At 45.0% G+C, this 26830-nt stretch carries 25 protein-coding genes; 18 read left to right on the top strand and 7 right to left on the bottom strand.

What is annotated here, in order from left to right; all coding sequences use genetic code 11:
* Window positions 1-15: 15 nt before the first annotated feature.
* The 11 genes from tssK to DA100_RS11715 all read left to right on the top strand — a co-directional run bounded on the left by tssK (window position 16) and on the right by DA100_RS11715 (window position 14985).
* Window positions 16-1347 (top strand): type VI secretion system baseplate subunit TssK, encoded by a 1332-nt coding sequence (gene tssK / locus DA100_RS11765; RefSeq protein WP_138972307.1) that lies wholly within the window; start codon window positions 16-18, stop codon window positions 1345-1347.
* Between the two features lie 4 nt (window positions 1348-1351).
* The gene (gene icmH / locus DA100_RS11760; protein WP_138972306.1) at window positions 1352-2557 is read left to right on the top strand and encodes a type IVB secretion system protein IcmH/DotU; all 1206 of its coding nucleotides are present in this window, start codon (window positions 1352-1354) and stop codon (window positions 2555-2557) included.
* Window positions 2550-5921, top strand: coding sequence for a type VI secretion system membrane subunit TssM (gene tssM / locus DA100_RS11755; protein WP_138972305.1), 3372 nt, complete (start codon window positions 2550-2552; stop codon window positions 5919-5921). Before icmH ends, tssM begins: the two co-directional genes overlap by 8 nt.
* A 9-nt stretch (window positions 5922-5930) precedes the next feature.
* Window positions 5931-6671 (top strand): AarF/UbiB family protein, encoded by a 741-nt coding sequence (locus DA100_RS11750; RefSeq protein ID WP_138972304.1) that lies wholly within the window; start codon window positions 5931-5933, stop codon window positions 6669-6671.
* A gap of 230 nt (window positions 6672-6901) precedes the next feature.
* The gene (locus DA100_RS11745; protein WP_138972303.1) at window positions 6902-7873 is read left to right on the top strand and encodes a tripartite tricarboxylate transporter substrate binding protein; all 972 of its coding nucleotides are present in this window, start codon (window positions 6902-6904) and stop codon (window positions 7871-7873) included.
* Between the two features lie 203 nt (window positions 7874-8076).
* Window positions 8077-8595 (top strand): tripartite tricarboxylate transporter TctB family protein, encoded by a 519-nt coding sequence (locus DA100_RS11740; protein ID WP_138972302.1) that lies wholly within the window; start codon window positions 8077-8079, stop codon window positions 8593-8595.
* An 18-nt stretch (window positions 8596-8613) separates the two neighbouring features.
* Complete coding sequence (locus DA100_RS11735; protein WP_138972301.1) at window positions 8614-10140, top strand: tripartite tricarboxylate transporter permease; 1527 nt, start codon at window positions 8614-8616, stop codon at window positions 10138-10140.
* Window positions 10141-10257: 117 nt separating this feature from the next.
* Complete coding sequence (locus tag DA100_RS11730; RefSeq protein WP_138972300.1) at window positions 10258-11670, top strand: TolC family protein; 1413 nt, start codon at window positions 10258-10260, stop codon at window positions 11668-11670.
* An 11-nt stretch (window positions 11671-11681) separates the two neighbouring features.
* The gene (locus DA100_RS11725) at window positions 11682-12659 is read left to right on the top strand and encodes a biotin/lipoyl-binding protein (protein ID WP_138972299.1); all 978 of its coding nucleotides are present in this window, start codon (window positions 11682-11684) and stop codon (window positions 12657-12659) included.
* 14 nt (window positions 12660-12673) lie between these two features.
* Complete coding sequence (locus DA100_RS11720) at window positions 12674-13837, top strand: ABC transporter permease (RefSeq protein ID WP_138972298.1); 1164 nt, start codon at window positions 12674-12676, stop codon at window positions 13835-13837.
* Window positions 13834-14985, top strand: coding sequence for an ABC transporter permease (locus DA100_RS11715; RefSeq protein WP_138972297.1), 1152 nt, complete (start codon window positions 13834-13836; stop codon window positions 14983-14985). Before DA100_RS11720 ends, DA100_RS11715 begins: the two co-directional genes overlap by 4 nt.
* A 71-nt stretch (window positions 14986-15056) precedes the next feature.
* On the opposite strand, the gene DA100_RS11710 is transcribed toward DA100_RS11715, so the two are convergent.
* The 3 genes from DA100_RS11710 to DA100_RS11700 form a co-directional block, all read right to left on the bottom strand.
* Window positions 15057-17783 (bottom strand): EAL domain-containing protein, encoded by a 2727-nt coding sequence (locus DA100_RS11710; protein WP_138972296.1) that lies wholly within the window; start codon window positions 17781-17783, stop codon window positions 15057-15059.
* A 135-nt stretch (window positions 17784-17918) separates the two neighbouring features.
* Complete coding sequence (locus DA100_RS11705) at window positions 17919-18356, bottom strand: DUF3859 domain-containing protein (RefSeq protein WP_138972295.1); 438 nt, start codon at window positions 18354-18356, stop codon at window positions 17919-17921.
* On the bottom strand, window positions 18326-18727 hold the full coding sequence (locus tag DA100_RS11700) for an ATP-binding protein (protein WP_138972294.1): 402 nt from the start codon (window positions 18725-18727) through the stop codon (window positions 18326-18328). Before DA100_RS11700 ends, DA100_RS11705 begins: the two co-directional genes overlap by 31 nt.
* A 130-nt stretch (window positions 18728-18857) precedes the next feature.
* Here DA100_RS11700 and metA point away from each other — a divergent pair, with 130 nt between their 5' ends.
* Complete coding sequence (metA, locus tag DA100_RS11695) at window positions 18858-19799, top strand: homoserine O-succinyltransferase (protein ID WP_138972293.1); 942 nt, start codon at window positions 18858-18860, stop codon at window positions 19797-19799.
* 162 nt (window positions 19800-19961) lie between these two features.
* The gene (gene pilW / locus DA100_RS11690) at window positions 19962-20654 is read left to right on the top strand and encodes a type IV pilus biogenesis/stability protein PilW (RefSeq protein WP_138972292.1); all 693 of its coding nucleotides are present in this window, start codon (window positions 19962-19964) and stop codon (window positions 20652-20654) included.
* On the opposite strand, the gene DA100_RS11685 is transcribed toward pilW, so the two are convergent.
* The 3 genes from DA100_RS11685 to DA100_RS11675 are packed head-to-tail and all read right to left on the bottom strand — an operon-like array spanning window position 20651 to window position 22424.
* Complete coding sequence (locus DA100_RS11685) at window positions 20651-20842, bottom strand: hypothetical protein (RefSeq protein WP_138972291.1); 192 nt, start codon at window positions 20840-20842, stop codon at window positions 20651-20653. The genes pilW and DA100_RS11685 overlap by 4 nt on opposite strands.
* Before the next feature lie 20 nt (window positions 20843-20862).
* Window positions 20863-21876 carry a 23S rRNA (adenine(1618)-N(6))-methyltransferase RlmF gene (gene rlmF, locus DA100_RS11680; RefSeq protein WP_240800916.1) on the bottom strand — a complete coding sequence of 338 codons (1014 nt, stop codon included), beginning with the start codon at window positions 21874-21876 and terminating at the stop codon, window positions 20863-20865.
* Window positions 21877-21920: 44 nt separating this feature from the next.
* Window positions 21921-22424, bottom strand: a complete 504-nt coding sequence (locus DA100_RS11675) for a M48 family metallopeptidase (RefSeq protein ID WP_138972290.1) — start codon at window positions 22422-22424, stop codon at window positions 21921-21923.
* Window positions 22425-22540: 116 nt separating this feature from the next.
* Between DA100_RS11675 and DA100_RS11670 the strand changes: the two genes are divergently transcribed.
* From DA100_RS11670 to DA100_RS11655, 4 genes are all read left to right on the top strand, one after another.
* Window positions 22541-22771, top strand: coding sequence for a glutaredoxin family protein (locus DA100_RS11670; RefSeq protein WP_138972289.1), 231 nt, complete (start codon window positions 22541-22543; stop codon window positions 22769-22771).
* Window positions 22772-23027: 256 nt separating this feature from the next.
* Window positions 23028-23582, top strand: a complete 555-nt coding sequence (locus tag DA100_RS11665; RefSeq protein WP_240800913.1) for a phosphohydrolase — start codon at window positions 23028-23030, stop codon at window positions 23580-23582.
* Entirely contained in the window at window positions 23583-24125 is a 543-nt protein-coding gene (locus DA100_RS11660; protein WP_138972287.1) for an ImmA/IrrE family metallo-endopeptidase, read from the top strand. It begins immediately after the preceding gene.
* A complete protein-coding gene (locus DA100_RS11655) occupies window positions 24122-25195 on the top strand; it encodes a beta family protein (RefSeq protein ID WP_138972286.1) in 1074 nt (357 codons plus the stop codon). Before DA100_RS11660 ends, DA100_RS11655 begins: the two co-directional genes overlap by 4 nt.
* On the opposite strand, the gene DA100_RS11650 is transcribed toward DA100_RS11655, so the two are convergent.
* Window positions 25172-25798, bottom strand: a complete 627-nt coding sequence (locus DA100_RS11650) for an MmcB family DNA repair protein (RefSeq protein ID WP_138972285.1) — start codon at window positions 25796-25798, stop codon at window positions 25172-25174. The two genes, DA100_RS11655 and DA100_RS11650, sit on opposite strands and share 24 nt — an antisense overlap.
* Before the next feature lie 181 nt (window positions 25799-25979).
* Here DA100_RS11650 and DA100_RS11645 point away from each other — a divergent pair, with 181 nt between their 5' ends.
* Window positions 25980-26480: a transposase gene (locus DA100_RS11645; protein ID WP_138972284.1), complete on the top strand. Its 501-nt coding sequence runs from the start codon at window positions 25980-25982 to the stop codon at window positions 26478-26480.
* Window positions 26481-26830 lie beyond the last annotated feature (350 nt).

Below are 26830 nucleotides of genomic sequence, written 5' to 3'. Positions count from 1 at the left end.
TAATAGGGATTATTCGTGGACGCGTATAAAAAAGTAGTATGGCAAGAAGGCATGTTTATTGCCCCACAACACTTTCAGCAGCAAGACCGTTACGTTCAAAACTATGTACGCCAGAACGTAGAAACGCTCGCTGGATTTGCTCCCTTTTATGGAGTGACTGAACTTACTATCAATCATGAGTTACTCAAAATAGGCAAGCTGTCTATCGCCAGTAGCGCTGGTGTGTTTCCAGACGGTACTCACTTTGAGATGAAACACGAAGTCGCTCGAGATATTTCTCAAGGTAGCATTGAGACTGTTGTCTATCTAGCCTTGCCTATCTCACTGCAAGGGAATAACGACTATGGACAGGAAGCCTCTGACCAAGGACGCTACCTAAGTCGCTCTATCAATGTTTTTGATACCTCAACCTCAGAGAATGCCAGTGTTGAAATTGATGTGGCGCATTTGAACATATCGATCAAGCTAGAAGACGAAGACACCTCTGGTTTTACGCTAGTACCTGTGGCGAAAATTTTGGAATGTACAGAATCTGGCGAAGTGATTCTTGATCGTGCCTTTATCCCCGCCTGTTTGCATTATGGCGCGTCTCAGTTGCTGCTTGAACGTCTTAAAGAGACTCATGCGCTGACAGTCAATCGTGCAAAAACGCTGTTGCAGCGTATTCAGGCAGGACAAGGCCAGAAAAGCCCTCAGTCAATGATGCAAGACTATTTATGGCTGCAAACACTAAATAGTTGGCTACCTTGGTTTGATTTGACCATCACCAATCCAAAAATTCAGACGCACACACTTTATGGACAACTGCGCAAATTCGAAGCTCAGGTCATGGCACTGACGCCAGCAATTCCCGAGCCTTGCCAGCCACTACAACACCATAAACTCTATGAAAGCTTCAATCCGTTGTTCTCTTCGCTACGCAATATGCTGACCTTAGTTCAGCAAGACTCTGTGCTTGAATTCGCTTGGGATAACTCGCTATTTGAGAAGCGTCGTTTACTCAGAACTTTAATTAAAGATACGGCCAGCGTCAGCAACCGACGCTTTGTGCTGTCAGTTAAGTCGAATATCAGTAGTGCGGAGCTCAACGAACTCTTCCCTGTCGCAGCCAAATTGAGTAATAACACCCGTATTGTTGAAATTGTGAGAAATGGTCTATCAGGTATCGCACTTTCGCCTCTTCCCGTTGCGCCAAGCGAACTAAAACCCATGCAGGGGGTATCGTATTTCGAAATCGATGCAGCCGACCGAATGTGGTTAGAAATGCTAGAGAACCGAGATGCTATCGCTTTGCATGTCGATACCCGAATCAGTGAACTTGAAGTCATGCTGTATGCGCTGAGATAAGGCTATGAATTATTTAGACGAAGAAACACTGGTATGGGATGCAAAACAGTCTGATTTCGTAAGCAAAGACGAAATCAGTGACACGGTTTGGTCGCCCGTTGATGCGAGTCGCGGACGCAGTGAGTTCCTTCACTACTTTGACAAAGCTGAAAACCAGTTGTTGAATATAAGCAGTGAGCTGCTTGCCATCACCCTTAAGGTTGCAACGCTACCTGAACCTGACGACGTGACGACGTTGAGACAACAACTGGTCGATGCCGTCAACGACATCAAAACCAAGGGAGCAGAGCTCAACTACCCTGTTGCCGTCATCGATAAGCTCTGCTTTCTCTATGCTGTAGTACTGGACGAATTGATCATCTACTGTAAGTGGGGCGAATCTCGCGGTTGGGAGAACAAAACCTTACTCAGTGAACTGTTTGGTATGCGCAACGGCGGAGAATTGTTCTTTACCGTAGCCGACAAGGCTTTAAGACAACCTCACAAGATGATCGATCTGCTTGAGGTCATCTATATCTTCGTCAATATTGGCTTTAAAGGTCAGTATCGTGAAAGCGGCAGTGATCAGCTTAAAACGTTTACCCATCAGCTTGAACAAGTGATCAGTCAGTATCGACAATCTGGCAAAATATACTGCCATACCAAAACAAAGCTGCCTCAGGTACGTAAACCAACCCGTCGCAAACGCTACTTAGTCACAACGATATTTTTCCTATGTCTGATTTTGACCAGCGTTGGCCTCACCCACTTTTGGTACAACAAAACTTACCCACAAAGGGCGCGTGATTTTTCCAATCTAGCCGATTTCAGTAATCGCTATGTCATGTCGGGTCAGGTGAATGACATTGTCTTTATCAGTCAAGACGACGATTTAGCGAATACCCCCCAGCGAGCGAGCAAAGTGGAACTTGTCGAAGCGACTCCTCCTGCCAATCTTGCGACCAGTTATTCGTCATGGTTGGTTCAATTGGCGACTTTCTCCACTCGAACCAACGCAGAAAAATTTGTCGCAAAATTGTCTGCGTCGAAATACCAACCTCAGGTCGATGCGTTTGACAATTACTTCCGCGTGATTGTCAGAAGTGATTCTTCAGAACAAGCGCGCGAAATAAAGACTTGGTATGTAGAAAAAGAATCGCTCACACCAATCATCGTAAGAAATACGCAGCAAGAGAATAAAAACAATAATGAGGTTCAGCGCGATGACTAAGCCAACCCAGAAGAGTAATAAGCGCAGTGTGATCTGGGCGCTATTAACTGCCGTGCTGATCGTGTTGATCGGCGCAGGTTTAACATGGTGGTTTGCCTACCCAGATTCGCTGGCAATCGGCATCATTGCGACCATCATTGCGTCGTTCTTGTCAGCTTTAATGACATACTGGCTGTTGCAACGAGGTAGTGAGGTCAGCAAAACACCAGACCAACAGCGACTTCTAATCCAAAAGCGTAGCAAGCTACTTACGCTTCACTTCAAACGCATGATTGAAGTTCAAAAACGAAAGAAGCGTCTCAATAGCCGTTACGACCAACCCATCTACCTATTGCTGAGCGATGATCCAAGCAAAGATAAATCCATCATCACTCAGATGGGCTACGAGGCATATAAAGTTGATGATTTTGGCAATGACATCGAGTTTCCGGTGCTATTTTGGCTCAGTGAGCATTCGATCCTGATATCGGTAAGTTGCGGTGAAGATCAGCAAGCACAGTATTTAAAAACGCTGACCGAGTCATTGAATAAATGGCGTCCGCGTCAGGCAGTTAATGGCATGTTGCTCACAACAGAAGTTGAACATTTACTTGGCAATCGAGAAGCCTTGATTCAACGTGCCGACGAACTGAAATCAACCATCAAAACCTTTAACGATAGCTTTGGCCTCAATCTCCCTATCTATAATCTGATCACCAACATGGGACAGATTAACGACTTTTGCCAGTTTTTCTCCGCTTTCGATGAAGCAAAACGCAACGACGTCTTTGGAGCAACCTCGCCTTTTATCAAAAATGGCGGAATTGATGCAGACTGGTTTAACCAAGAGTATGACCACTTAATCAGTCAATTGATTGCCAGCACAAGTACCGCTCTCTCTTCTCAGCTAAATCAGGATTACCGCAACTCTATCTGTGCAGCACCCTATCAGTTTGGCCTGCTTAAACAGAGTTTATGGCATTTTCTACAACGTCTTTACCGAGGCGATCAACTCAACAATGGTCTCTGTTTCCGTGGATTCTATTTCACCCATAGTGGTACAGACACCAAACAGTACGACCTGTTAGCGAACGTGATTAATGAATCGCTCGGTAACGAAAAGTTTCAACAACAGCAGCAGTTGCCTGTCACACAGACCTTATTCGCTCAGCACATCATGAATCACGTTGTGTTGAATGAAAATGCTTTGGTTGGCGTAAACCGTCGCAGAGAAAACTCGCTACTGTTTTGGCAAACGGCTTACACGGTGTTTTGTGCAGCCTTGTTGATCACGGTTTTAGCGGTGATCAAGCTCGATTTTGATTATCAAAGTGCCCGTGAAGCGAGAGCGGATAATATGTTGGAGAGATATAAAGAGGCGATTGCGGCGTCTCCTTACGATATCGAAAACATGGCGGATAATATTCCCAATCTGTATTCGCTCAATCGTATCTATGCACTCTATTTAGAGCCAAAACCTTGGTATACGCTCCCTTTTATGCCAAGTTCTAGCATCATGGATGAGGTAGAAGCCGCCTATTTTGAAGAGCTTTCGCAGGTACTTATCCCCTCGATGGAGAATACCCTTGAGAAAGATCTGTTTGTCTATGTCAACTTGGAAGACCAAGCTAAGACACTTTCATTGCTCAACAATTACCGTCTTTTGTTTGATCCCAAAAGAACGAATATTGAAGAGCTGAAGAACTATTTCATGTCGACTCTACGAGATCAGGGAGAAGCCGATAGCGTCAATCTGGCACAGCTTCGTATCTTGCTTGATGACGTGTTTGCTCAAGACCTAGTGCCAGTCAAACCTAACTATGATTTAGAAACACTGGCCAAGAAAGTGATCAATCAGACTGGCATCGAGACGCTGCTCTATGAGCATATTCTCAATTCAGCGACTTATTCTAAGCGTATTGACATCCGACCGGAGTTTGGCAGCCACTTTTCTCAGCTATTCAGCTTTTCGCCTAGCTATGCCGGGTATATGGTGCCGTACTTGTATACCCCATCTGGCTTCAATGAACTGGATCTGTCCGTTGATTCTAAGGTTCTGTCAGAAGCGTTACAGGCTTACGAAGGCGTTGCAGGAAATTCTCCAAGCGCTTTGGAGATGTATCGCATCAGTCGAGATCTCAAGCAGATGTATCAAAACGATTACATCAATTACTGGCGAGATCTGACGTCTCGTATTCAAGTCAAAGAGATAAAAGATGCCGATAGCTTAAACCGTTCTCTGTCCGTGCTTACCAGCGCAGCGGACAATCCACTTGCTCTACTGTATACGACCGTCAGCAAGTACACTTCCGTCGAGATCGAAGTACCAAAAGCGGAAAGTGACGAAACCCTACCACCTCAGCAAGATAGCGATAAAAAAGAGAGCGCTCGTCAGATATACATTGCCTTTACCCCTTATCATCAGCAGGTTACCGCCACGGATCAGGGAACAAAGCCAATCGATACTCTACTTGGTCAGTTTACCGAGATGGAAACGTGGCTAGCTAAGTTTCTTAGCTCTGAGTCACCTCAAGAAATGGCATTTAACACACTGACCGCAGAGCTAAAACTGAGCAATCCAGTATCTGTCGTCGCGGGCAATACCGCTAAGCAACCTGCTTTGTCGATGGAAATTATTGCTAATGTGACGCAACAAGCCAACGAAATGGTGATGTCACTTGCGCATAGTTATCTCAATACCAGTTGGCAAAATGAGGTGTTTCAGACCTATCAAAACACGATTGCCGCCTACTACCCATTCAACAAGAGTGCATCACTTGATGCTGCGACCAATGATGTCGCAAGCTTCTTTAAGAGTAATGGTGTATTGGATAAGTTCTATCACAGCAAACTAAAAGGGTTTTCAACCGATGAACGTTCACCTTTCCTCGCAGGACTGCTACCCAACACAGGTTTAGCACTCGATCCGAACGTATGGCAGATGATTGACAAAGCAGCGGATATTAGAAATGCACTGTTCTTACAAGATCCACAAAACATCTCTTTAGAGTTCCAACTTAAAGCACTAGAGATGTCCTCGGATCTGACTCAGTTCACCATCAATGCTGAAAAGTCGCTGTTCTCTTATCAACACGGACCTAGACTATGGAGTAAACAAAACTGGTCTGCCAAGGACGTCGACAAAGATTCCATTGGATTCCAATTGCGTGCACAAGATGTTCAAATTGCGGATGAAACCTTCACTGGTAGTTGGGCTTGGTTCAAGCTTATCGAGCCACGAGTCGTTTCAGCGACCTCACAAAGCACCAGAGTAAAATTTAGTCATAATGAAAGTCAGGTAGAACTGAGCATTAAAATTCAAGGACAAAACAACCCGTTCGTGCCTAACTTTTTCTCTGCCTTTACCTTACCGGCGAGCATCTAGGTACTGAAGATGTCGCAGGATCTCTCCGAAACCTCACAGGCTGTCCCTAGCAGAGTGACAGCCTGTCTTAGAGCGCTTGGTCTGAGTCGTTTCAAACTCATAGGTAAGCAGGTCTACCAAGCTTACAGTCCAAGCTTCGGATGGGTTGCGGTCAAAATAGCAAGCTCGCCAAGTGCTAGGTTACAACTACAAATTGAAGCCCGGTTTTTAGCCAAATTCACTTCGGAACATTGGCCAAGTTACATAGATTTTGGCAGCCATCAGCAAGTGGATTGGTTAATCACCTCACTCTGCAACGGTATCCCACTATCCGCTGCCGTGATTGGCCAAAGTCAGCGTTTGACGCTACTTAGCCAGTCAGAAGCTATCCTCCAGCAGCTTCATGGCAGTGGATTTATTCACGGTGATATCAAACCTAGTAATATCATCGTCAATGAATCGGATCAGCAACTCACTTTAATCGATTTTGGCTCTGTCTTGCCGATCGGTGAACACTATCAAACCCTGACCAGTTCTCTATCGCCTCGCTTTAGTGGAGCTAATGCCACCTTCCGCTATGGTCAAGTTAGCCCCAGAGACGATTACGTTGCTCTGGCGATTACGCTCCAAACTGTCTTCCACCACCACCCTTTTGATAGCTTGCCTATTTCTCAGTTTTGCCACACTCAGCGCTCCGCTCTGACACTGAATCTACCGAGCCGGTATCAGATACTGTTGCAACAGCAGCTCAAGCTGGCCAAACAGCGATAAAACCACCTAAATTGCCGACTTTTGGTTGACGACGTCATGCTGTGAACTTTATGAACAAAACCACCAAAATGCCCAATATTGTTTTTATCAACGCATTACAGACAAAGTTTTAACACACTATTAACCTTATGCTCATCTACTAGCAAGTATCCCTTCCTTGGTAGCAGATAATTGATAACGATAAGCCAGTTCTCAATGAAGAACAGGCGTACACATAAGGAACGTGAATCATGTTTAAGGTACTCAAACCAACACTGGCAGCATCCATCATCGCTGCGTCTTTTTCTTTCAACGCTTTTGCAGCAGATGTTGAGAAAATCCACTTTCTAATCCCTGGTGGCGCTGGTGGTGGCTGGGACATGACAGCTCGTGGTACAGGCGATGTTCTTGTTAAATCTGACATCGTTGAAAATGTCTCATTCCAGAATCTATCTGGTGGCGGCGGCGGTAAAGCGATTGCACACCTAATCGAAACAGCACAGCGTCAAGAAGATACTCTGATGGTGAACTCTACACCGATCGTCGTTCGTTCGTTGACAGGTATTTTCCCTCAATCATTCCGCGACCTAACTCCAGTTGCAGCAACAATCGCCGACTACGGTGCAATCGTGACGGCCGTTGACTCTGGCTACAACACTTGGGAAGACGTAGTTAAAGATTTCGAGTCGAACCCACGTAAAGTGAAAATTGCTGGCGGTTCCGCACGAGGCAGTATGGACCACCTAGTGGTTGCTGCTGCATTCAAAGGTGAAGGCTTCGACGCGAAGAAAGTACGTTACATTGCGTACGATGCAGGCGGTAAAGCCATGGCTGCTCTACTTTCTGGTGAAACTCAGCTTCTTTCTACTGGTCTGGGCGAAGTACTAGAAATGTCGAAATCTGGTCAGGTTAAAATTCTTGCTGTCACCGCTCCTAAGCGTCTAGAAGCGGCTCCAGATATCCCAACACTAACGGAATACGGCAACGAAACTGTGTTTGCTAACTGGCGTGGATTCTTTGCAGCACCAGGTGCTAGCCAAGCGAAGATCGACGAGTGGAACGCAGCACTTACTAAGATGTACAAAACGGATGAGTGGAAAGTGGTTCGTGACCGTAACGGCTGGATCGACAACTACAAAGCAGACAAAGAATTCTACGCTTTCCTTGAAGATCAAGAGAAGCAAATGGGCGACCTAATGCGTGAGCTAGGCTTCCTGAAGTAGATTTTTAACCTAGTTTGAGGGTGAACAACTCACCCTCTCCCCCTTTCGCCGTACATGAGTAACCAACAATCTCCTCTGTTTATGTATAAACAGTTAAGCCTCCTTGACTAGCAGCAAATGGCTTATTTGTTAGTGAAACATGCTCATTAACTCTCTTGTACGGCTTTTTATTTCCCCTGCCTGTTACGTTTATGGAGTTGGATATGTCGGACTTGCCAACGAATTCTTTCAAAAATGGGAGCTTTTTCTCTAAAGAGAATCTCCTATGCCGTGACCGTGTCGGTGCGATGATTTTTTTAATCGTCTGCCTTTGCTACGGCTACCAAACGTCCCAAATCCCAATGTTCCCTGGTGATGAGTACGAACCGTTCACCGCTCGTACTTTGCCCACCATATTGACCTTTATTGGCGTTGGACTCTCTTTGATCCTGCTCGTTACGGGTCAACCTGATGTTAAAAGTGGAGCTGTGCTTGAATTCAAATGGAAGCTGCTGATTGGCTTCTTAGTGTTAATGGCACTTTATGGCGTCGGTCTGACGTACATCGGATTTGTGTTAGCAACCAGTCTGTTCTTGCTGGCTGGCTTCTATTTGTTAGGTGAGCGTCGTGTGAAAGTGTTGCTTGGTGCCTCTTTCCCATTTGTTATTGCGTTCTACCTACTTCTTACCCAAGGCCTAGATATCTACTTAGAGCCTGGTGTTATTTTCACCTTGTGGTCGTAATTTATAGGAAATGACATTATGTTAGATGGAATCTTACAAGGCCTATCTACTGCCGTAATGCCAATGAACATCATGATGGTGATCGTTGGTTGTTTCGTCGGTACCTTTATTGGCATGCTGCCGGGTCTCGGCCCTATTTCTGCAATCGCGCTCATGATACCTATCACTTACGGTTTAGACCCTTCGTCAGGTCTGATCCTGATGGCAGGTGTTTACTACGGTGCCGTATTTGGTGGCTCAACTTCATCCATTCTGATCAACGCGCCAGGCTGTTCTTCAACTGTTGTAACAGCATTTGACGGCTACCCTATGGCTCAGAAAGGTCAGGCTGGTAAAGCGCTTGCACTCGCTGCTTACTCGTCGTTCACCGGCGGTACGCTATCTGCCATCATGCTGCTTGTTGCCGCTCCTGCGCTAGCCAGCGTTTCGCTTAGCTTCCAGTCTTCGGACTACTTCGCACTAATGCTACTTGGTCTGTCAGCTGTTGCAGCCTTTGCAGGTAAAGGTCAGGTAATCAAAGCGTGGATGATGACTGTGCTTGGCCTGATGCTATCAACCGTCGGCATCGATAAAGGTGTCGGTGTTGAGCGATTCACATTCGGTCTTACCGATCTAATGGATGGTTTCAGCTTCCTATTGCTCGCGATGGCAACATTTGCACTGGGCGAAACGCTGATGGGCATTCTAAAACCAGAGAATGATACCAGCGCAGAAGAGCAAGCTAAGATGAGCAACATTGGTAGCATGAAAGTGACCAAAGAGGAGTTCAAGGAAGTCGCTCCCGTCTCAATTCGTTCATCAATTCTTGGTTTCTTTACAGGCGTATTACCAGGTGCCGGCGCGACAATTGCCGCTTTCCTTAGCTACGGTATGGAACGAAACCTTGCACCAAAAGGTAAAAAAGAACAATTTGGTAAAGGTAGCATCCGTGGTTTGGTGGCACCAGAATCTGCAAACAATGCGGCGTCTAGCGGTTCATTTGTACCGCTACTCACTCTGGGTATTCCTGGTTCAGGTACGACTGCGATCATGCTAGGTGCGTTGATAGCTTACGGTATCCAACCTGGTCCTCGCCTGTTTGTAGAGCACCCTGATGTATTCTGGTCAGTTATCATCTCAATGTACTTTGGTAACATCGTACTGGTTATTCTCAACCTACCATTGATCCCGTACATTTCTAAACTGCTTGCAGTGCCAAGAACGGTATTGCTGCCAATGATTCTGTTCTTCTCGATAACGGGTGTTTACCTAGTGTCATTTAACACTATGGATGTGTTTTTGATGCTGTTGATTGCCATGGCGGCTATTGCTTTGCGATTAGCCAACTTCCCGTTAGCACCGCTGCTACTTGGTTTCATCTTAGGCGGTCTAATGGAAGAGAACTTACGTCGAGCACTAATGATTAGTGATGGTGAACTGAGCTTCCTATGGGAACGTCCTATCACTCTGGTCTTCACTGTACTAGCAACTCTTGTTCTGTTTAGCCCAGTGTTAGTCAAGCTGTTGCAAAAGCTAAAACCGACCCCAAGTAAGGTCGAACAATAACTGAGTAACATTCCTATGTTGGTTTTTGGGGGCTTCGGCCCCCTTTTTTGCGCGTTGCGATTGCCACACCGCACACTAGAGTATAAACTCTATTTTTAACAATTAGGGTACATTACTATGTCGTTGCGTCCCGCTGCGCTGCTCCTTGGTTGCCTTGGACTCTACTCCCCTGTTTCGCACTCTGCGGCCATAAGCTTTGAGCAAGCATGGCAGGTCTTACAGCAAGAGAACTATTCACTGGCGGCTCAACGGTCGAATGTTGAACGTTATGAGCATCTCGAAAATGCAACGGATAATCTCAATCTACCCTCGGTATCGATCGGTGCCAATTTCACTCGTTTAGACAAAGACGTCACGGTCTCTGGTGAGCAACTTTTTGAAAGTACCGGTCAGGCACTGCCAAATTTGGGCCCTGTATTTGGTCCTATGCTCACTCCACTGCTCTCCCAGCTAGGTGGTGTGACATCAACCATCAGCGAACGCGACATCTTCACTTCTTCAATTCGCGCTATTTGGCCCATTTTTACTGGTGGTCGAATTAATGCCGCGCAATCGGCAGCGGAAGGCAAAAAGGATCAAGCCCGCAGTGAACTCGCGATGGAAACACAAGCGCGCTTTGAGGATTTGAGTAAATATTACTTTTCTGTCGTACTGGCGCAAGAGGTGGTGAAAACCCGCCAACTGGTCGAGCAAGGCCTCACTCAACACCGTGACAATGCGGTAAAGATGGAACAACAAGGGCAAATAGCTCGCGTTGAAAGACTTCAGGCAGAGTCAGCCCTCGACAAAGCAGTGGTTGAGCGCAAAAAGGCGCAAATGAGTTTAGAAATTGCTCGCGCCGCATTGACCAAAATCCTTAACCAAACCACCACTGTTGAGCCCGCTGATACGCTATTCGTCAATCAGAACTTGCCGGATCAAACTCTATTTGTCGAACAGACACTGGCAACTTACCCTGGCTTAGCGCTACTTGACGCTAAAGAGAAGCAAGCATCAAGCTTGATCAAAGCAGAGCAAGGCAAGTACTACCCAGAGGTTTATCTTTACGGCGATTATAGTCTTCACGAAGACGACTCATTGGCAAGTCAAATGAAACCGGACTGGTTGGTGGGAGTCGGAGTCAACATTCCGCTGATCGAAAGCTCAGGTCGCAGTGATCAAGTAAAAGCCGCGCACAGTGCGGTTTCTCAAGTCCGTTACCTTAAAGCACAAGCAAAGCAGGACTTGTCTGTTCTTGTCCAGAAAACTTATCTTGAAGCTCTGCAAGCGCAGCAAGAGGTGGAAGGATTAACCTCTAGTCTCGATTTAGCCAATGAAAATCTTAAGCTTCGTCAGACCGCATTCTCTCAAGGTCTTTCTACATCAACGGACGTGGTTGATGCTCAGCTTTATCTGGCCAGTGTACAAACCCAGCAATCTGTCGCGAGCTTTAACTACCTCATCTCGCTATCAAAACTGCTGGCATTGTCCAACAAAATGGACGCATTTAGCCAATACCAACACAATGCTATCAACACTTCTCGTTTATAAAAGGGTCTAAGATGAAAAATGCAAAACCACTTCTGATCACTGCCGTTGCATTCGGTGTCGCATCTTGGATTAGCTATAGTTTCTATCAAGCATACCAGCCTAAACCTGTGCGTTTGCAAGGTCAGATTGAATCTCAGCAATACAGCATCTCTTCCAAAGTACCGGGGCGCATTGATCACGTTTTGGTCCGTAAGGGCGATCAGGTTAAACAGGGTGACCTGATTTTCACCCTACACAGTCCTGAAATCGAAGCGAAGCTCGAACAAGCGAAAGCGGGTGAAAAAGCGGCTGATGCTATGGCGTTGGAGGCTGAAAAAGGCGCCAGAATTCAGCAAATTCAAGCCGCTAAAGATCAATGGCAAAAAGCCAAAGCCGCTTCTGCGTTAATGGAAAAGACTTACTTGCGTGTTAACAATCTCTATCAAGATGGTGTCGTCGCCGAACAAAAGCGCGATGAAGCTAAGACTCAATGGGATGCGGCAAAATACACCGAAAGTGCGGCTTACCAGATGTACAAACTGGCTCAGGAAGGTGCGCGTAGTGAAACCAAACTTGCGGCAGCCGAAAAAGCTCGCATGGCGGCCGGCGCAGTAGCCGAAGTTGAAGCCTATGCACAAGACACCACCATCAAAAGTTGGTTCAAAGGTGAAGTTTCACAAGTTCTGCTGCAAAGTGGTGAGCTTGCTCCTCAGGGTTTTCCTGTCGTGACTGTGATTGACACAGCAGATTCATGGGCGGTATTGAATGTCAGGGAAGACTGGCTGAAGTACTTCAACAAAGGCGCGACATTCAACGCTTACCTACCAGCACTTGATAAGCAAGTGGAATTCAAGGTCTCACACATTTCAGTTATGGGTGATTTCGCAACCTGGCGCTCCACTGATGCCTCACAAGGGTTTGATCTCCGCACCTTTGAAGTCGAAGCCATTCCTACCACGCCACAGCAAGGGCTGCGTATGGGAATGAGCTTAGTCGTCGAGTTAGACTAACGGTTGCAAAATATATGCAAATTCACAACACCTCTCAACTAGCAGTGATCCGTCGTGACAAGTGGTTGCTCTCCAGTCTGACGTGGATCCCTATTCTACTTGCGGTGATGATTTGGGCGATATTCTCGCAAGGAATAGCCCAAAATCTCCCTGTTGGGGTGGTTAATCTGGATAAAGGTGCGTTGTCACAGCAGTTGATTCGATACTACGATGCAACCTCAAGTATGGCGATTCAAGGCGAATACCAAAGTGTCAGTGATGCAAAACAAGCGCTAGTTCAAGGCGATATCTATGCCTATGCAGTTATCCCATACAACTTTGAGCAAGACACATACAAACAGTTGGCGCCGCAAGTCAGTGTGTTTTACAACAGCCAGATGATCCTTATCGGAAAACTGGTTAACTCCGCTTTTTTACAGGCTCAAGGTACATTTAACGCCCAGCTAAGTACCATTGGTAACTTAGCTCAAGGCAACCATGTTCTTGCTTCTGCAATGGCGAGTGCTGTGCCAATCAGAACTCAAATTACGCCACTGTTTAACAAAAATTCCAACTACGCTCAGTTTTTGGTTTCTGCGGTTGTGCCTGCGCTTTGGCAAATCGTTATTGTCGTCAGCACCATCCTAATCCTGTCAGCGAATCTTCGGGATCGTGGGCTGAAAGTTTGGCTGCAACTTCAGCCATTCAAATCGTTATTGAACACGCTACTGCCGTACAGTTGGGTATTCGCACTGCAAGGTTTTGCCTTTCTATGCTGGTTTTATCTCGGCTTTAAGTGGCCGATGAACGGTAGCTTTGTCACCCTAGTATTTGCTCAATGGGTCACGATTATCGCGTGCATGATCATGGGTAGCCTGTTTTTCTTTCTCACCTTAGATGCGGCTCGTGCCATGAGTTTTGCCGGAGCATTTACCGCGCCTAGCTTCGCTTTCATGGGCATCACCTTCCCTGTGACCGATATGAGCAGCCTTGCTCAGGCGTGGAGAGCACTACTACCAATCAGCCACTACATCGAGGTACAAGTTAGTCAGGTCAGTTATGGTTTGCCGCCAATGTCATCATTGCAACATTTACTGCCGATGTTTGGTTACGCAGTGCCATTGCTTATGGTGATGTTACTGATTAACAAGCATCTCTCCATCGATTCAGGATTGCCACAAAGTAAGGAGCAACGATGAGCTTGTTCGAACTTGTCAAATCAGAGATTAGAGCGATATTGACGAATCCTGTCGTCGTCCTGACCGTATTTGGTGGCGTTGTTTTTTACTCGTTTCTCTACCCTTTGCCCTACAGTCATCAGACTCCAAGGGAACAGAAGATTAGTATCGTCAATCTTGACCAGAGCAAAACCAGTTATCAGCTTGAACGTATGGTTGACGCGACACCACAGGTTAAAGTCGTACAGCGCGATCACACCATCGCAGATGCACGCGCCGCGTTTCTAAATGGTGAGATCAGTGGAATTTTGGTGATTCCTGAGCATTTTTATAAAGACTTGATGCTAGGTAAAAGCCCAACCCTTGCTTACGCTGGTGATGCTTCTTATTTCTTAGTGTACGGCACAATTGTAGAAGGTTTAGCCCAAGCAGGCGGAACATTATCTGCACAAACTAAAGTGGCCAAACTCGTTCTTGAAGGACACCCACTCTCACAAGCCGTCAATCAATATTCAGCCACGACATTGAACTTAAAACCGACTTTTAACCCAACCATGGGTTATGTCGACTACGTTGTTCCGGCTGTATTTGTGCTAATTCTTCAGCAAACTCTGGCAATGGCGTCTGGTTTGATGGTCGGTAGTCAGCGCGATGGCACAGGTTATTGGAGTCAAGTTTCTCCTTTCAAATTACTTTCTGTACGCTATCTAGTGCTGATTGGTATCTATTACTTTTTGAGTATGTACTACTTTGGCGCCAGCTTTTCCATGCATGGAGTGAATCAACTCGCTCATGCAAGTCAGATTATCTTGCTACTGCTCCCTTTCTTGCTCGGTTCAGCTGCGATTGGTATCTGGCTTGGTGCAGTCACACCGCGACGAGAATTAGTGACCCTAGTGGTTTTAATCAGTTCGATGCCGTTGGTTTTCAGCGCCGGTTTTATCTGGCCGACTGAGGCGATTCCAAGCCCGATCGTGTGGTTGGCTCAACTATTTCCAAGTACAGCAGCAATTAAAAGCTTTCTGACTATCAATCAAATGGGTGGTGACTGGCAAACGGTCAGAGGGCTGTATAGTCAGCTGTGGATTCAAGCATTCGCTTGGTGTGCTCTCGCCCATTACAGCTATCAGAAGCATACCGCCCAACAGCGTATTGCTTTAAGTCGATAACACAGCCCGTAAAAACAACAACGCCTCCATGTTTGGAGGCGTTTATATTGAGACTTAATGCATTCACTTAGCTAACTACGTGAACGATCGAGTAACTCAAAAATCTTGTCGCTCGGCATCGGCTTGTAGAAATAGTAGCCCTGTATTTCTTCGATGCTCCAGCTCTTGAGGCGACGCACCTGAGATGCCGTCTCTACGCCTTCTGCTACTGTGGTCAAGCCAAGTTCTTGAGCCATGTTGGCAATGTTTCGCACCAGACTCTTCGCTCTGTCATTGTGCTCAATTTGGTCAATGTATGACTTGTCGAGTTTTACAATATCTAATGGGAAGCTACATAACGTACTGAATGAAGAGTAGCCCGTGCCAAAATCATCTAGAGCGAACAGCACGCCAAGCGCTTTCATTTGCTCCATTCGACTAATCACTTCCTGCTCACCACTCATCAGCATACTTTCAGTGACTTCAATCACCAACTGACCGGCTTGCAGCTGATAGCTATCGATTAACTTGACCAACAGTTGAGGTAAATCTGCGTGATAGAAATGTGGAGCACTAAGGTTCACATGGACGGTCAGCATCGCCTGCCCAGTTCGCTTCCGCATCAAATTGACTTGCTGAATAAACACGCAAGCTTGCTCTAAGATACTTTCACCTAACGCAATAATGAGTTGATTCTGTTCGGCAAGAGGAATAAAAACACCTGGTGATACAAAGCCAAAATCAGGATGCTGCCAACGCGCTAGAGCCTCAAATCCATTGATTTCACCATTGCTGGCTTCAACGATTGGCTGATACACCGCGAGGATTTCTCCATTCGCAATGGCACCACTTAAATCCCGCTTAATTGCGACTGCTGTTTTCGCCGATTCGAATAGTTCGCTGTTCACAGTGACCACACTAGGGAGTCTACGGACACTTTTGTCTGTTGTAATACTATAAATCGCAGCCTGAATTAATGTGTCGAGGGGCTCATGAGTAATTTCAGGGCTGACAAAAGCAACGTCACATTTCAGATCCAACTCAACATTTTCTACGGTATGTTTGTCAGCTAACCCAATCATCATTTGTTCAGCGCTATGAATCGCTTTCTCGCAATCGAGACGATTCGCAATCAGCACCAAGAATTCATGCTCACTGATTCTCCCTACTGGGTATGGCGTCAACATCTCACCAAATTTAAAGGCCATCAATTCCATCGCTGCATCAAAGATTTGGTGACCATACACTTCAGAGATATGAGACAAATTAGGGACGGATACGTACATAAACGAGAATCTATTGGGTGCTATACCGAGTAAATTACGGGCTTGTTCCATAATGGATTTTCGGTTCCATAGACCCGATAGATGGTCTCGTTCAACCAGATCCTCAATCAACTTAGCTTGTTGTTTGTGTTCACGTACATCAACAATCGACAGCATCAGCGTACTTTGTCCCTGATACTGGATCATGCTGATTTCAATTTTACAGTCTATCTTTTCATGACTACTGGTAATCATCTGCGCTTCAAACTGAGTCTGCCCCTGCCTAAAGCTGTGATACATACGGTCAATTTGACATTCAGGCTGCTCAGAATCTGGGCACAACACATCGAGCGGCTGGTTCATTAAATCATCGTACTGATAATTCAGTAGATCTAATGCTGTTGGGTTGATATCGACAATTACCCTAGCTCTCACCAAGAGAATTGCCGTCGTGCGACTCTGATACAACGCATCGAACTTCCGCTCGGCATCCAGTAGCTGCTCTTGGGTAGCGGAAGTGTTATTTGCGAGGGTCTGAACCAGCTTCGTTAGTCTATCCAACTCATCTTTATTAGGCTGATCAAGACCTTCAAGTTGATAGGCAGAAAAAAGCGCATCAATATCTTTCTCTAAGTCAGAGAAACGAACCGCGACGCGGCGCTTAAATGTAAGATAAGTAATCAATGAAATAACGATTGTCGCAATCGCTACGGCAGCGAACAAATAGGTGAACAGCACGTTCCCTTTCTGAAAATGAACACGTTCGATGGTCGTTTCTAGTTGCGCAATAACCTGCCCCGAAACTCCGTGTAAGTCCGCCAGTTGGGTCATGGCTTGCTCGGTCTTGTCAATTTTGGATCTAGAGTCCACATCTGGCGTTGAAGTGATGCTATCCACATTCACGATTTGGTTATCAGCGACAAGAATTGACTTAAAGTCTCCAGGAAATCTGACAGAGAGATTGCGTCCCCAAATCAACCAACCTACCGACGCTGAGGTACCATCGCTGTTTCTCACTGGAGTAACTGCAAGTGTCCAAACGTCACCATTGACCGAGAACAGGCCACTCAAACCATCTCTGGCACTATCCAACACTCGATTCATCGAATTGATATGTTTGACGACTCTCTCATTTGTCGCGACCGACTCAACCAACAGCTGAGTCTCACTTTCAGTCAGAGAAATCCCTTCCACGACCTGCCCATGCAGATCGGTGAGCAACATAAGATCAACGCTAAGTGCATCCAAAGTTTCTGGTGCTAAGTTGCGTTCACGGTAACCTTTTAGATCGCCGCCAAGGAGAACTTCATAGCTCTCATCCCAGTAGGCCCAGTCATAAGAGTGTTCTGCCAGTTTGTCACTCATCATCGCAATGACATGCTGAGCCTGTTGACTGGCTCGATTCGACTCCATTGTTTCCAAATTACTCAGGCTAACAACGAAGAAGTAACGTGTGATATAAAGGCAGCTCAGCGTGACACCCAAAAGACCTAGTAAAAAGTACAGGGCGGTTTTCGTTTGTAGATTAAGGTTTAGCAAGCGCATCTGCTTCATTGACTATTTTTGTAATTCTTTATTAACCATCTAGTCTAGTAAAAATAGCCTATGTTTAGCTTGATATACATCTAAGTTATTAATCTTTAATGAATCAGACGATTTCGCAATGCCAATACTCTGTTGCTCCGTCGTTTAAAAACCTCTTTGCTTCCAGAACTCTCCCTCATCACGTGCGTAAAGTTCAAACGTTTTGTCAGCAACAACATTGTCCCTCATCGAGATGGTCATACGCCACTTGCCGAGATTTGATTCATATCCGTTCATATCACCAAGCAACTGTATGGTATCCCCCAAGTAGAAGTCCCAATCATTGCTCCCAACATGCATATCGCCGGTAAAAGGTTCGAGGATTTGGCCTTTTTTACCCACTATTCCTGGGTGGTCGATGCAAAACTCGATCACCTCTCCTTTGGCTCTTTTAATATTTACAATAAAACCAAATTCGATCCCCTCTTCGGCAACAACCTTGGTCGTGAACTGTGCTATTTTTGGTAGGTTTTTAGATTTGGAATCCCAGCCTTGATAGATTCCATAAGAAGTCATTTCGACGATTGGCGTGCGTTTCGCCATGATTGCCACCGTTTCCTCATACTATTGATCGTTTCTTGCGTCACACCGTGAATGTTGCCGTAATCATTGGTGCATTCAAGCACTTCAAACTCAGCATCATAGCGTTTAGCCATATTGAAATACGGCACTATTTCCCAGCGCTGAACGAAAGTGTTGGATACAACGACATCTCGCTTTTCTTTCAGGCACTGCTCTGTCATCGCTTGACACCATTGATGAGCATCGGCAATTTTGTCTGGTTGATAAACATATTCTCCAGACGGTTCAATAAAGAACATGTCGGCTTCTAGATGTTGTGCGTTGAATGTCTGAGCCAAAGTGCTTTTCCCTGAGCCTGGCAGCCCGCGAATCAGCGTCAGTTTAACCGTCATATTTCACATTGTTTGTGTTCGTTGCTATGAATCATATTATAAATTGGCTCGATATAGCTATCGACATCTCTGTGTGATTGGGTTAAGTTTGGAAGTATAGACGTCCACAATCAAGCTTAGGGAGAAAGCTGTGCCTATTAAGATCCCCGATCAACTACCTGCTTCTGACGTGTTACGCACTGAGAACATCTTTGTCATGCCAGAATCACGCGCGTCGACTCAGGAAATTCGACCGCTAAAGGTTCTGATCCTCAATCTTATGCCTAAGAAGATTGAGACTGAAACGCAATTCTTACGCTTGCTATCAAACAGCCCACTCCAAGTAGACATCGAGCTTTTACGCATTGATGATAGACCGAGTAAGAACACGCCAACAGAACATCTAGACAACTTCTACCGCCAATTTGAAATGGTCAAAAATCGCAACTTTGACGGGCTGATCATTACTGGTGCACCATTGGGCTTAGTTCAATTTGAGGATGTGCTTTATTGGGAGCATCTGCAATCGATAATGAACTGGGCACGAGACCATGTAACTTCAACACTCTACGTCTGTTGGGCTGCGCAGGCAGGTCTAAAACTTCTCTACGATCTTCCAAAACGAACGCGTAAAGAGAAGCTTTCTGGTGTGTACCATCACAAAATCCACCAGCCTTACCATCCAGTGTTACGTGGCTTTGATGATACCTTCTTGGCTCCACACTCTCGCTACGCCGATTTTTCGCCAGAGTATCTCGAACAACACACCGATTTAGACATTTTGGCGACTTCCGATGTGGCTGGTGTCTACCTCGCGGCGACTAAAGATAAACGTAACGTGTTTGTTACTGGCCACCCAGAATATGATTCGCACACCTTGCACCAAGAGTATATTCGCGATTTAGGCGAAGGTATGGAGCCCGCGATTCCGGTTAACTACTACCCCAACAATAATCCAGACAACAAGCCTTGTGCGAGTTGGCGCAGTCATGGGCATCTGTTGTTCTCGAACTGGCTCAATTATTGTGTCTACCAGCAAACGCCATACGATCTCGAACACTTCAGTGAAGCGAATTTCACCAAAGACGAATAATTGCGAGCAAATTAAAAGGGGAATGACCTATTCTGTCATTCCCCATTTACATTATTTTGTTCATTTCCCATTTCCTACATTCCATCGTTAGCCACCGTCCGTTGCACGTTAGGCATTTGTCGTTTTAGCTAAATCATCGACTTCGACACGACTTCAGCCACAATGCGTATTCTCATCTTATCTACATTGATGCTATTCGGATGCATTCAATCACAGACAAACCATGCCCTAGTCACTAAGCAGCGCGCCGACGCGAGAATCACCCTTGGGTTAGGCTATCTCGAACAAGGCAACTACGTTAAAGCGAGACAAAACCTCAACAAAGCGATCGAGTACCAACCCAAGTACTACCGAGCTCAACTCGCATTTGCCCGTTATCTCGCTAAAGTGGGCGAAGACGTAAACGCTAATCAACTCTATCAACAAGCCGTTCGCGAGCACCCAAATAACGGCGACGTGCTCAACAACTATGGGACATATCTCTGTGAGCAAGGCCACTACCAACAAGCAGAGGAGCGATTTCTGCAAGCCATTCGCTCGCCTGACTATTACAACATTGGCGATAGTTATGAGAACGCGGCGTTTTGCGCTCTTCAAGCACAACAGATAGACAAAGCTCGGCTGTATCTCCAGCAAGCGCTCTTACACCAACCCGACAAACCTCGCGCTTTACTCTATTTGGCAGAGATAGAAATAGCCAATTTTGCATTTGTTGAGGCGCAGAGACGGCTAAATCAATACCAGAAGTGGTATGGAGCGAATGAACTATGGCTACAGGCTACCCATAAACTAAATCAACAACGGGCACTTTATGCTCAAGGGCAAACGGAGATTGATTTGCGAATTTTGCACTAACGTTTACGACGTGAATGGTGCGTTTGTCTACGCCGTCTAACGTCTGAAGCGCGATGAATCTTGAGATACTCTTTGTAAAGGATATAGATAAAACCGCCAAGCCCAAGTATAAACAGCACAGCAAAAAGTAACAGGAAACTGTCACATATCCATACGGGTTCACAAGGCATATAAATCTCAAATTCCATATGCCCTCCTAGACCTCGGCTTATTTATTCAACGTCAACCAACGCTTACGCTGTTCTTGAGTTTGGAATGTCCAGGCGATAAAGCGACTGTTTTTCTGTCCCTGACTCATTTCCACAATATGGATCTCGGTCGCGGCGGCTTTTTCAAGATTCTTTCGCATCCAACGAACGTTGTCTTTTTTAGAGATTAGCGTAGAAAACCACAGCACTTGGTGCGCGAACTCACGACTTTCAAAAGCCATGTTTTTGATAAAGGCGGCCTCTCCTCCTGAACACCACAGTTCGGCCTGCTGGCCACCGAAGTTGAGAACCGGTTGCCCTTTTTCCGCCGCTTGGGTTTTACCCTGACCACGCTTAGCCTTGTTCGCAGACAAATTACTGATCTTTCTCGCACTGCCTTGCTGCGCTTCTTCGAGAGATTTATGAAACGGAGGATTGCACGTTGTGAGGTGATAAAACTCGCTCGGTTTGATGATTCCTTTAAACAGATAACGACTGTTCTGTTGTAAGCGGCATTCGATCTTATCTTTAAGCACCGTGTTATTGGCTGCAATCTGATTCGAGTTATTGACCGATACTGGGTCAATGTCCGACCCCGTATAATACCAACCGTATTGGGTGACACCCACAATTGGATAAATACAGTTTGCACCGACACCGATGTCTAGAGCATTAACGCGCCTCGCAACAGATTGCCCGCAATCGTCAGCCAGTAAATCGGCTAATCGATGAACATAATCAGCGCGACCAGGAATTGGCGGACAAAGGTAACCGTGTGGAATATCCCATTGAGTCACAGAATAATGGTGCGCCAGCAACGCCTTATTAAGCAGTTTAACCGCGACGGGGTCAGAGAAGTTAATACTTGCCTCCCCTTTCGGGTTTTTCACTATGTGCGCGCTTAATTCAGGCAATGCATCGGTCAACGCTTTGAAATCGTAACGTCCATTATGCAGATTTCGTTTGTGCAGACCCGCTTTCGCTGGGCGCTTAATCACTTTAGTCTCTGATAATGCTGGTTTGGTTTGGCCCATATCATTGCTGGACTTAGTATTGTTATTTCGACGAGTCATCACGATTAATTGCGGTTCACTGTTTCTAGGTAAATCATAAACAAACGAGCATCAAGCTCCAGCTGATGGTATTCCGGTTCCATATGGCAACAAAGCTGATAGAACGCCTTGTTGTGCTCTTTCTCTTTAAAATGCGCTAACTCATGAACGATCAGCATACGCAAAAGCGGCTCCGGCGCATTCTTAAAAACGCTGGCAATTCTAATCTCGTTTTTAGATTTGATCTTGCCGCCATGAATCTTGTTGGCATAAGTGTGTAGCCCAAGCGCGTTGTTTATCAGATGAATCTTGTTATCGTAGACCACTTTACTCAACGGAGCTGTCTTCTTCATATAGCGGTTTTTGATCGCTAAAGCATACTCAAACAACGCTTTTTCACTTTTGATTGTATGATTATCGGGGTAGCGTTTCTCAAACCAAGCGACTAAACGTCCAGACTCCACCAATTGGCTAACGGGAGTCACGATATGTTCAGGATAACCTTGGATGTAGCGTAATGAAGGATTCATATTTAACACAAAGCGAAGTCTGGTCTACAAAAGGGGCATAAGTCTACCCTATTCACACTTGCCATTCACGGTCTTTTCATTAAACTCTGCGCTGAGTATCTGCCTAGGAACACAAGATGAAACGACTCGTACTGTATGTAAAAGACAAATGCCCTCACTGCAAAGACGCTCAGCGTTATCTCGATTCGAAAGGCTATCAGTACCGTTTAACCAATGCCAAGATGCAGCGTGGTCGTAAAGAGCTGGATGCAATTGGCGCTCGCTCACTGCCGGTTTTGAAGATTGGTGACCGTTATATGATTGGTTGGAACCCAAATAACTTCGAGAAGATTTACAACCAAAACTAGAGGATAGCCCTCATCAAATACGCCAAAAGCATTAGATTGATTAAACTATCACCATAACTATTTGTTTAGAAAGGCTCCGCGAAAAGAATAGAACCTTTATGGCTGTAGTGTAAGGAATATTTCCTTATTAAACATGGATATAGTACAATCCCACTCTAGTTATGTGGGATATAGAAACATGTCAGAGAAGAGAAAAAGTACAACTAGAATTGTCTTGTGCGTAAGTTGCATCACATGCCTAATCTTTAGCATCATAATGCTAACACTTCTAGTTTTTCTACCCTCTCCATCTCTTCTAACCTATCTAGGTTATGCCGATGCTGTTGCTCTAGCAAATGCAACGAACATAAACGACCCCTTCACATCCCATATTGTAGGTGAGTTAGTAAAGAATGGAACATTAATAAGCCTCAAAGACGTCTGGTCATTCCAAACTGGATTTTACCAAACAATCATCACATTCTTGATTGCGATTAACGGCTTAATCGCAGCTTTCTCCGTTGTATACATTAAAAACTCTTCTGATGAAAAAGCGGAAGAGACCACGAAGAAGTATATGCATAGCGATAGCTTCAACTTGGTTATTAATGACAAGATCAAAGAACAAGCGAACAGAAAACTAAAAATTGTACAAACTGACTTTCTAGACAAGGCCGAAAGAGCATCATATTACATCGCTTCCGTACAAAATTTAGAAGAGGAGAATCGTTCTCTTCGACAACAAATCAAAGTCATATCAGAAAGAGTTGCATTACTAGACACTGCCGATACCGAAGGTGCTAAAAATAAACTTTCAAGAAAGGAACCCTAAATGGCATTTGTGAGAAAATCAGTGATAAAAAACAACCCTGTACCCGAATTCGAAGAGCTATCTACTCCGGATAGTCTTATAGAGCTTGCAGAGAAAAAAGGTATAGATACTGATCCGGTTAACGTATCTGAACTGGCTAGTGCTCTTGGTATCGCAGTAAGATACGAACCAATGCAAAATGATGATTCAGGCAGTTTAAAAAAAGAACGGAAGAGCGGTAAGTGGGTAATGACCGTTAATTCACTGCATCATCCGCATAGGCAGCGCTTCACGATTGCTCACGAAATCGCTCACCGTATTAAGCATGCGGCAAACAGCGACTCTTTCTCTGATACTACTTTCTTTAGAAATGGAGATACAAACTGGATGGAAACTGAAGCGAATCAGTTTGCAGCTGCATTACTAATGCCTGAAGAAAAGTTCATCCATTTTGTAGAGAGTGAATCATCTACTGTTGAAGATATTGCAAAATACTTTCAAGTATCTTCGATGGCAGTTCGCATACGAGCGCAGGTACTTGGCTTCGATGGGCATAATCTATGAACTTAAACAACATATTGTACTACCCTATCATCAAAACAAGAGATGGTGAGTTACGCTGTTTCAATCATGTTGACGATGAAACCTTTTCAAAGATTCTTCCCATTTATGAGCTCACAAAATCACGAGTATCAAAAAAAGCTCCTGATGGTGATATCTATCGCCGAATGAAGCAAATAGCCGAGATACAAGGCAGTAGACCTTTTATATTGGATCTAAGCACTGATAGTCGCTATATCAACCCTCAAATCGAGCAGTTGCTATCGGAGCAACATGGATTCAGAGAGTGGCAATATTTCTTGTTCGATCTACATACGGACTTAAATATCATCCCGATGGTTCATATCTACGAAGATGAATTAGGTGAATTTGGGGACGTTGAAGAATTTGTAAGGGTTGCTTCAACTAAGACAGACTTTGTTGCAGTAAGGCTTCCATATGACCTAGAACAGCAAGAAATCGAACATTATCTAGAGCCTATTACTAGTAATCTAGGTGATAACTGTAAATTAATCGTCCTACTTGATGCTGAGTTCGTACGAAACCAAGTTGTTGAAGATGTTGTAGATACTTTCCTAGAATCTTGTGAGGGGACAAAGCTCTTTGAAGACAAGATCGCTGCTACCGTAATGCTTTGTACAAGCTTCCCTTCAAATGTAGCTCAGGCTGGTGGTGAGGATATAGCAGGTACAATCACTATATCTGAAGAAATTATCTACCAAGGTATAAGTCAAGAGTTTCCTATTAGGTATGGTGATTATGCTTCAATCAATACTGAGCAAATCGAGATGAAAGGAGGGACATTTGTTCCTCGCATAGATATCGCATCTTTAGATGGTAAACACTTCACATATAAGCGCTATAGACGTCATAGTGGAGGGTATGAAGAATGTGCAAAGCACACCGTTAGAGATAGAAAGTCATATGTTCCTTTAGGCGTCTGGGCAGACGAAGAAATCCTTGAGGCATCAAGAGAAAACCCATCAGGTATCAGTCCTGCTTTCTGGATTTCAGTAAGAATGAATTACTACATAAAAACCCGTGTACTGTTAAGAGAAATGACGTCTTCTTAAATTAGTTGGCGCTCGTTTTGTAATCGTATAGATATCATCAGAATTTAAATGTTGTGTAGTTTCTTGTTTTAATAACCTTGAGACTACACCATACTTTTCTACGAAATCTTCCCTAGACAAATCGCGCAACTTATCCATGGTCGTGTTTTTTGAAACATACTTACATAAAGCGTTTTTAGATCGCAAACTAGCTCCGTACGCCAGCTTTTTCAACTTAAATACACTCAGCACACTTGCAAGTACAAACTTATCATGGCGCTTAAAACGCTTTGAAATACGAACTTGCCTTATAGAAGAACCATCAACAACCAGTATCCCGATCTCTCTAGGCAAAGCTGCCCTTACTTCAGATAGATTCTGAAATTCACAAACAACATAGCAATAATCAAAGAACTTTTTATAGCTTTCGATTTGATAATCTAGTCGTGAAACATTATCTCTAGCGCTCTTAATCTCATAAGCAGTCAATAAACCAGAATCCAATACAGCTAAATCTGCTCTTCTTTCACCAAACGAGAATGAAACTTCCGCTCCAAGTACAATGTCATCTCTCTTCTTGAGAAAATGCTTAACCAAGAGCATTTTAATATCTAATTCTGTCATCAATCGATACGCCTGTACATTTGAACAGTATTATCATTCAAAGCGCGAAAAAGAACAAGAAATTATAACAATAAGAGACGTGAAGTTATTAAACATATTCTTTTAAAGGGCAGCTACCCCCCTCTGGCAGGATAGTTGTCACTGTTAAAATTTAACCAGTGTAGGGCGGTAAGAGTGAATTGTGTCTCGTATTCCAACAGAAAGAAAAGAAGCCATATTGAAGAAGCTACTGCCTCCATACTCAGTGTCAGTGAGCGAACTTTCAAAAGAGGAAGGTATTAGCACCGCAACCCTGTATCATTGGCGACAGCAACTCAGACGTTCAGGAGCCGCAGTGCCAAACAGCAACACTTCATCAGAGCAGTGGTCTGCTCAAACTAAACTCGCCATCGTCGCCGAGACTTACTCGATGACCGAGAATGAACTCAGCCAATATTGTCGTGAAAAAGGTCTGTTTCCAGAGCAAGTTCAACGCTGGCGCAGCGAATGCATGCAAGGCTTCATGTCGAGTAAAGAGCGGGAAGCGGAAGCAAAGAAACAGGCCAAAGCGGATAAGCTTGAAATCAAAGAACTTAGGAAGGAGTTACGCCACAAAGAAAAGGCGCTCGCTGAAACGGCTGCCCTGTTGGTTCTACGAAAAAAGCTCAGAGCCTTTTACGGGGAAGAGCCAGAGGACGACTAACCTCAACCGATGAAAGGCAGTACCTGATTACGCTTATCCACGATGCCAAGCAAAGTGGTTGCCGCTTAGAGCGAGCTTGTTATGAGGTTCAAATTGACCTGAGGACGTATCGTCGATGGTATCGGCAAGGAGAGATCCAAGCGGATAAAAGACCGACCAGTGTCAGACCAGAGCCAGCTAACAAGCTCTCTCAGCAAGAACGTGATGCAATTATCGAGGTGTGTAACCGCCCAGAGTTCGCGAGTTTACCTCCAACTCAAATCGTACCGACACTGCTTGATAAAGGTGAGTATATCGCCTCAGAGTCGAGCTATTATCGAGTACTGAGTGCACAAGGACAACTTCACAAC

The organism is Vibrio sp. Hep-1b-8 (genome assembly GCF_006124995.1).
In the GTDB taxonomy this organism is placed as follows: domain Bacteria; phylum Pseudomonadota; class Gammaproteobacteria; order Enterobacterales; family Vibrionaceae; genus Vibrio.
Note: the sequence above shows the minus strand (reverse complement) of the source record. Positions and strands in the feature narration are given on the sequence as shown.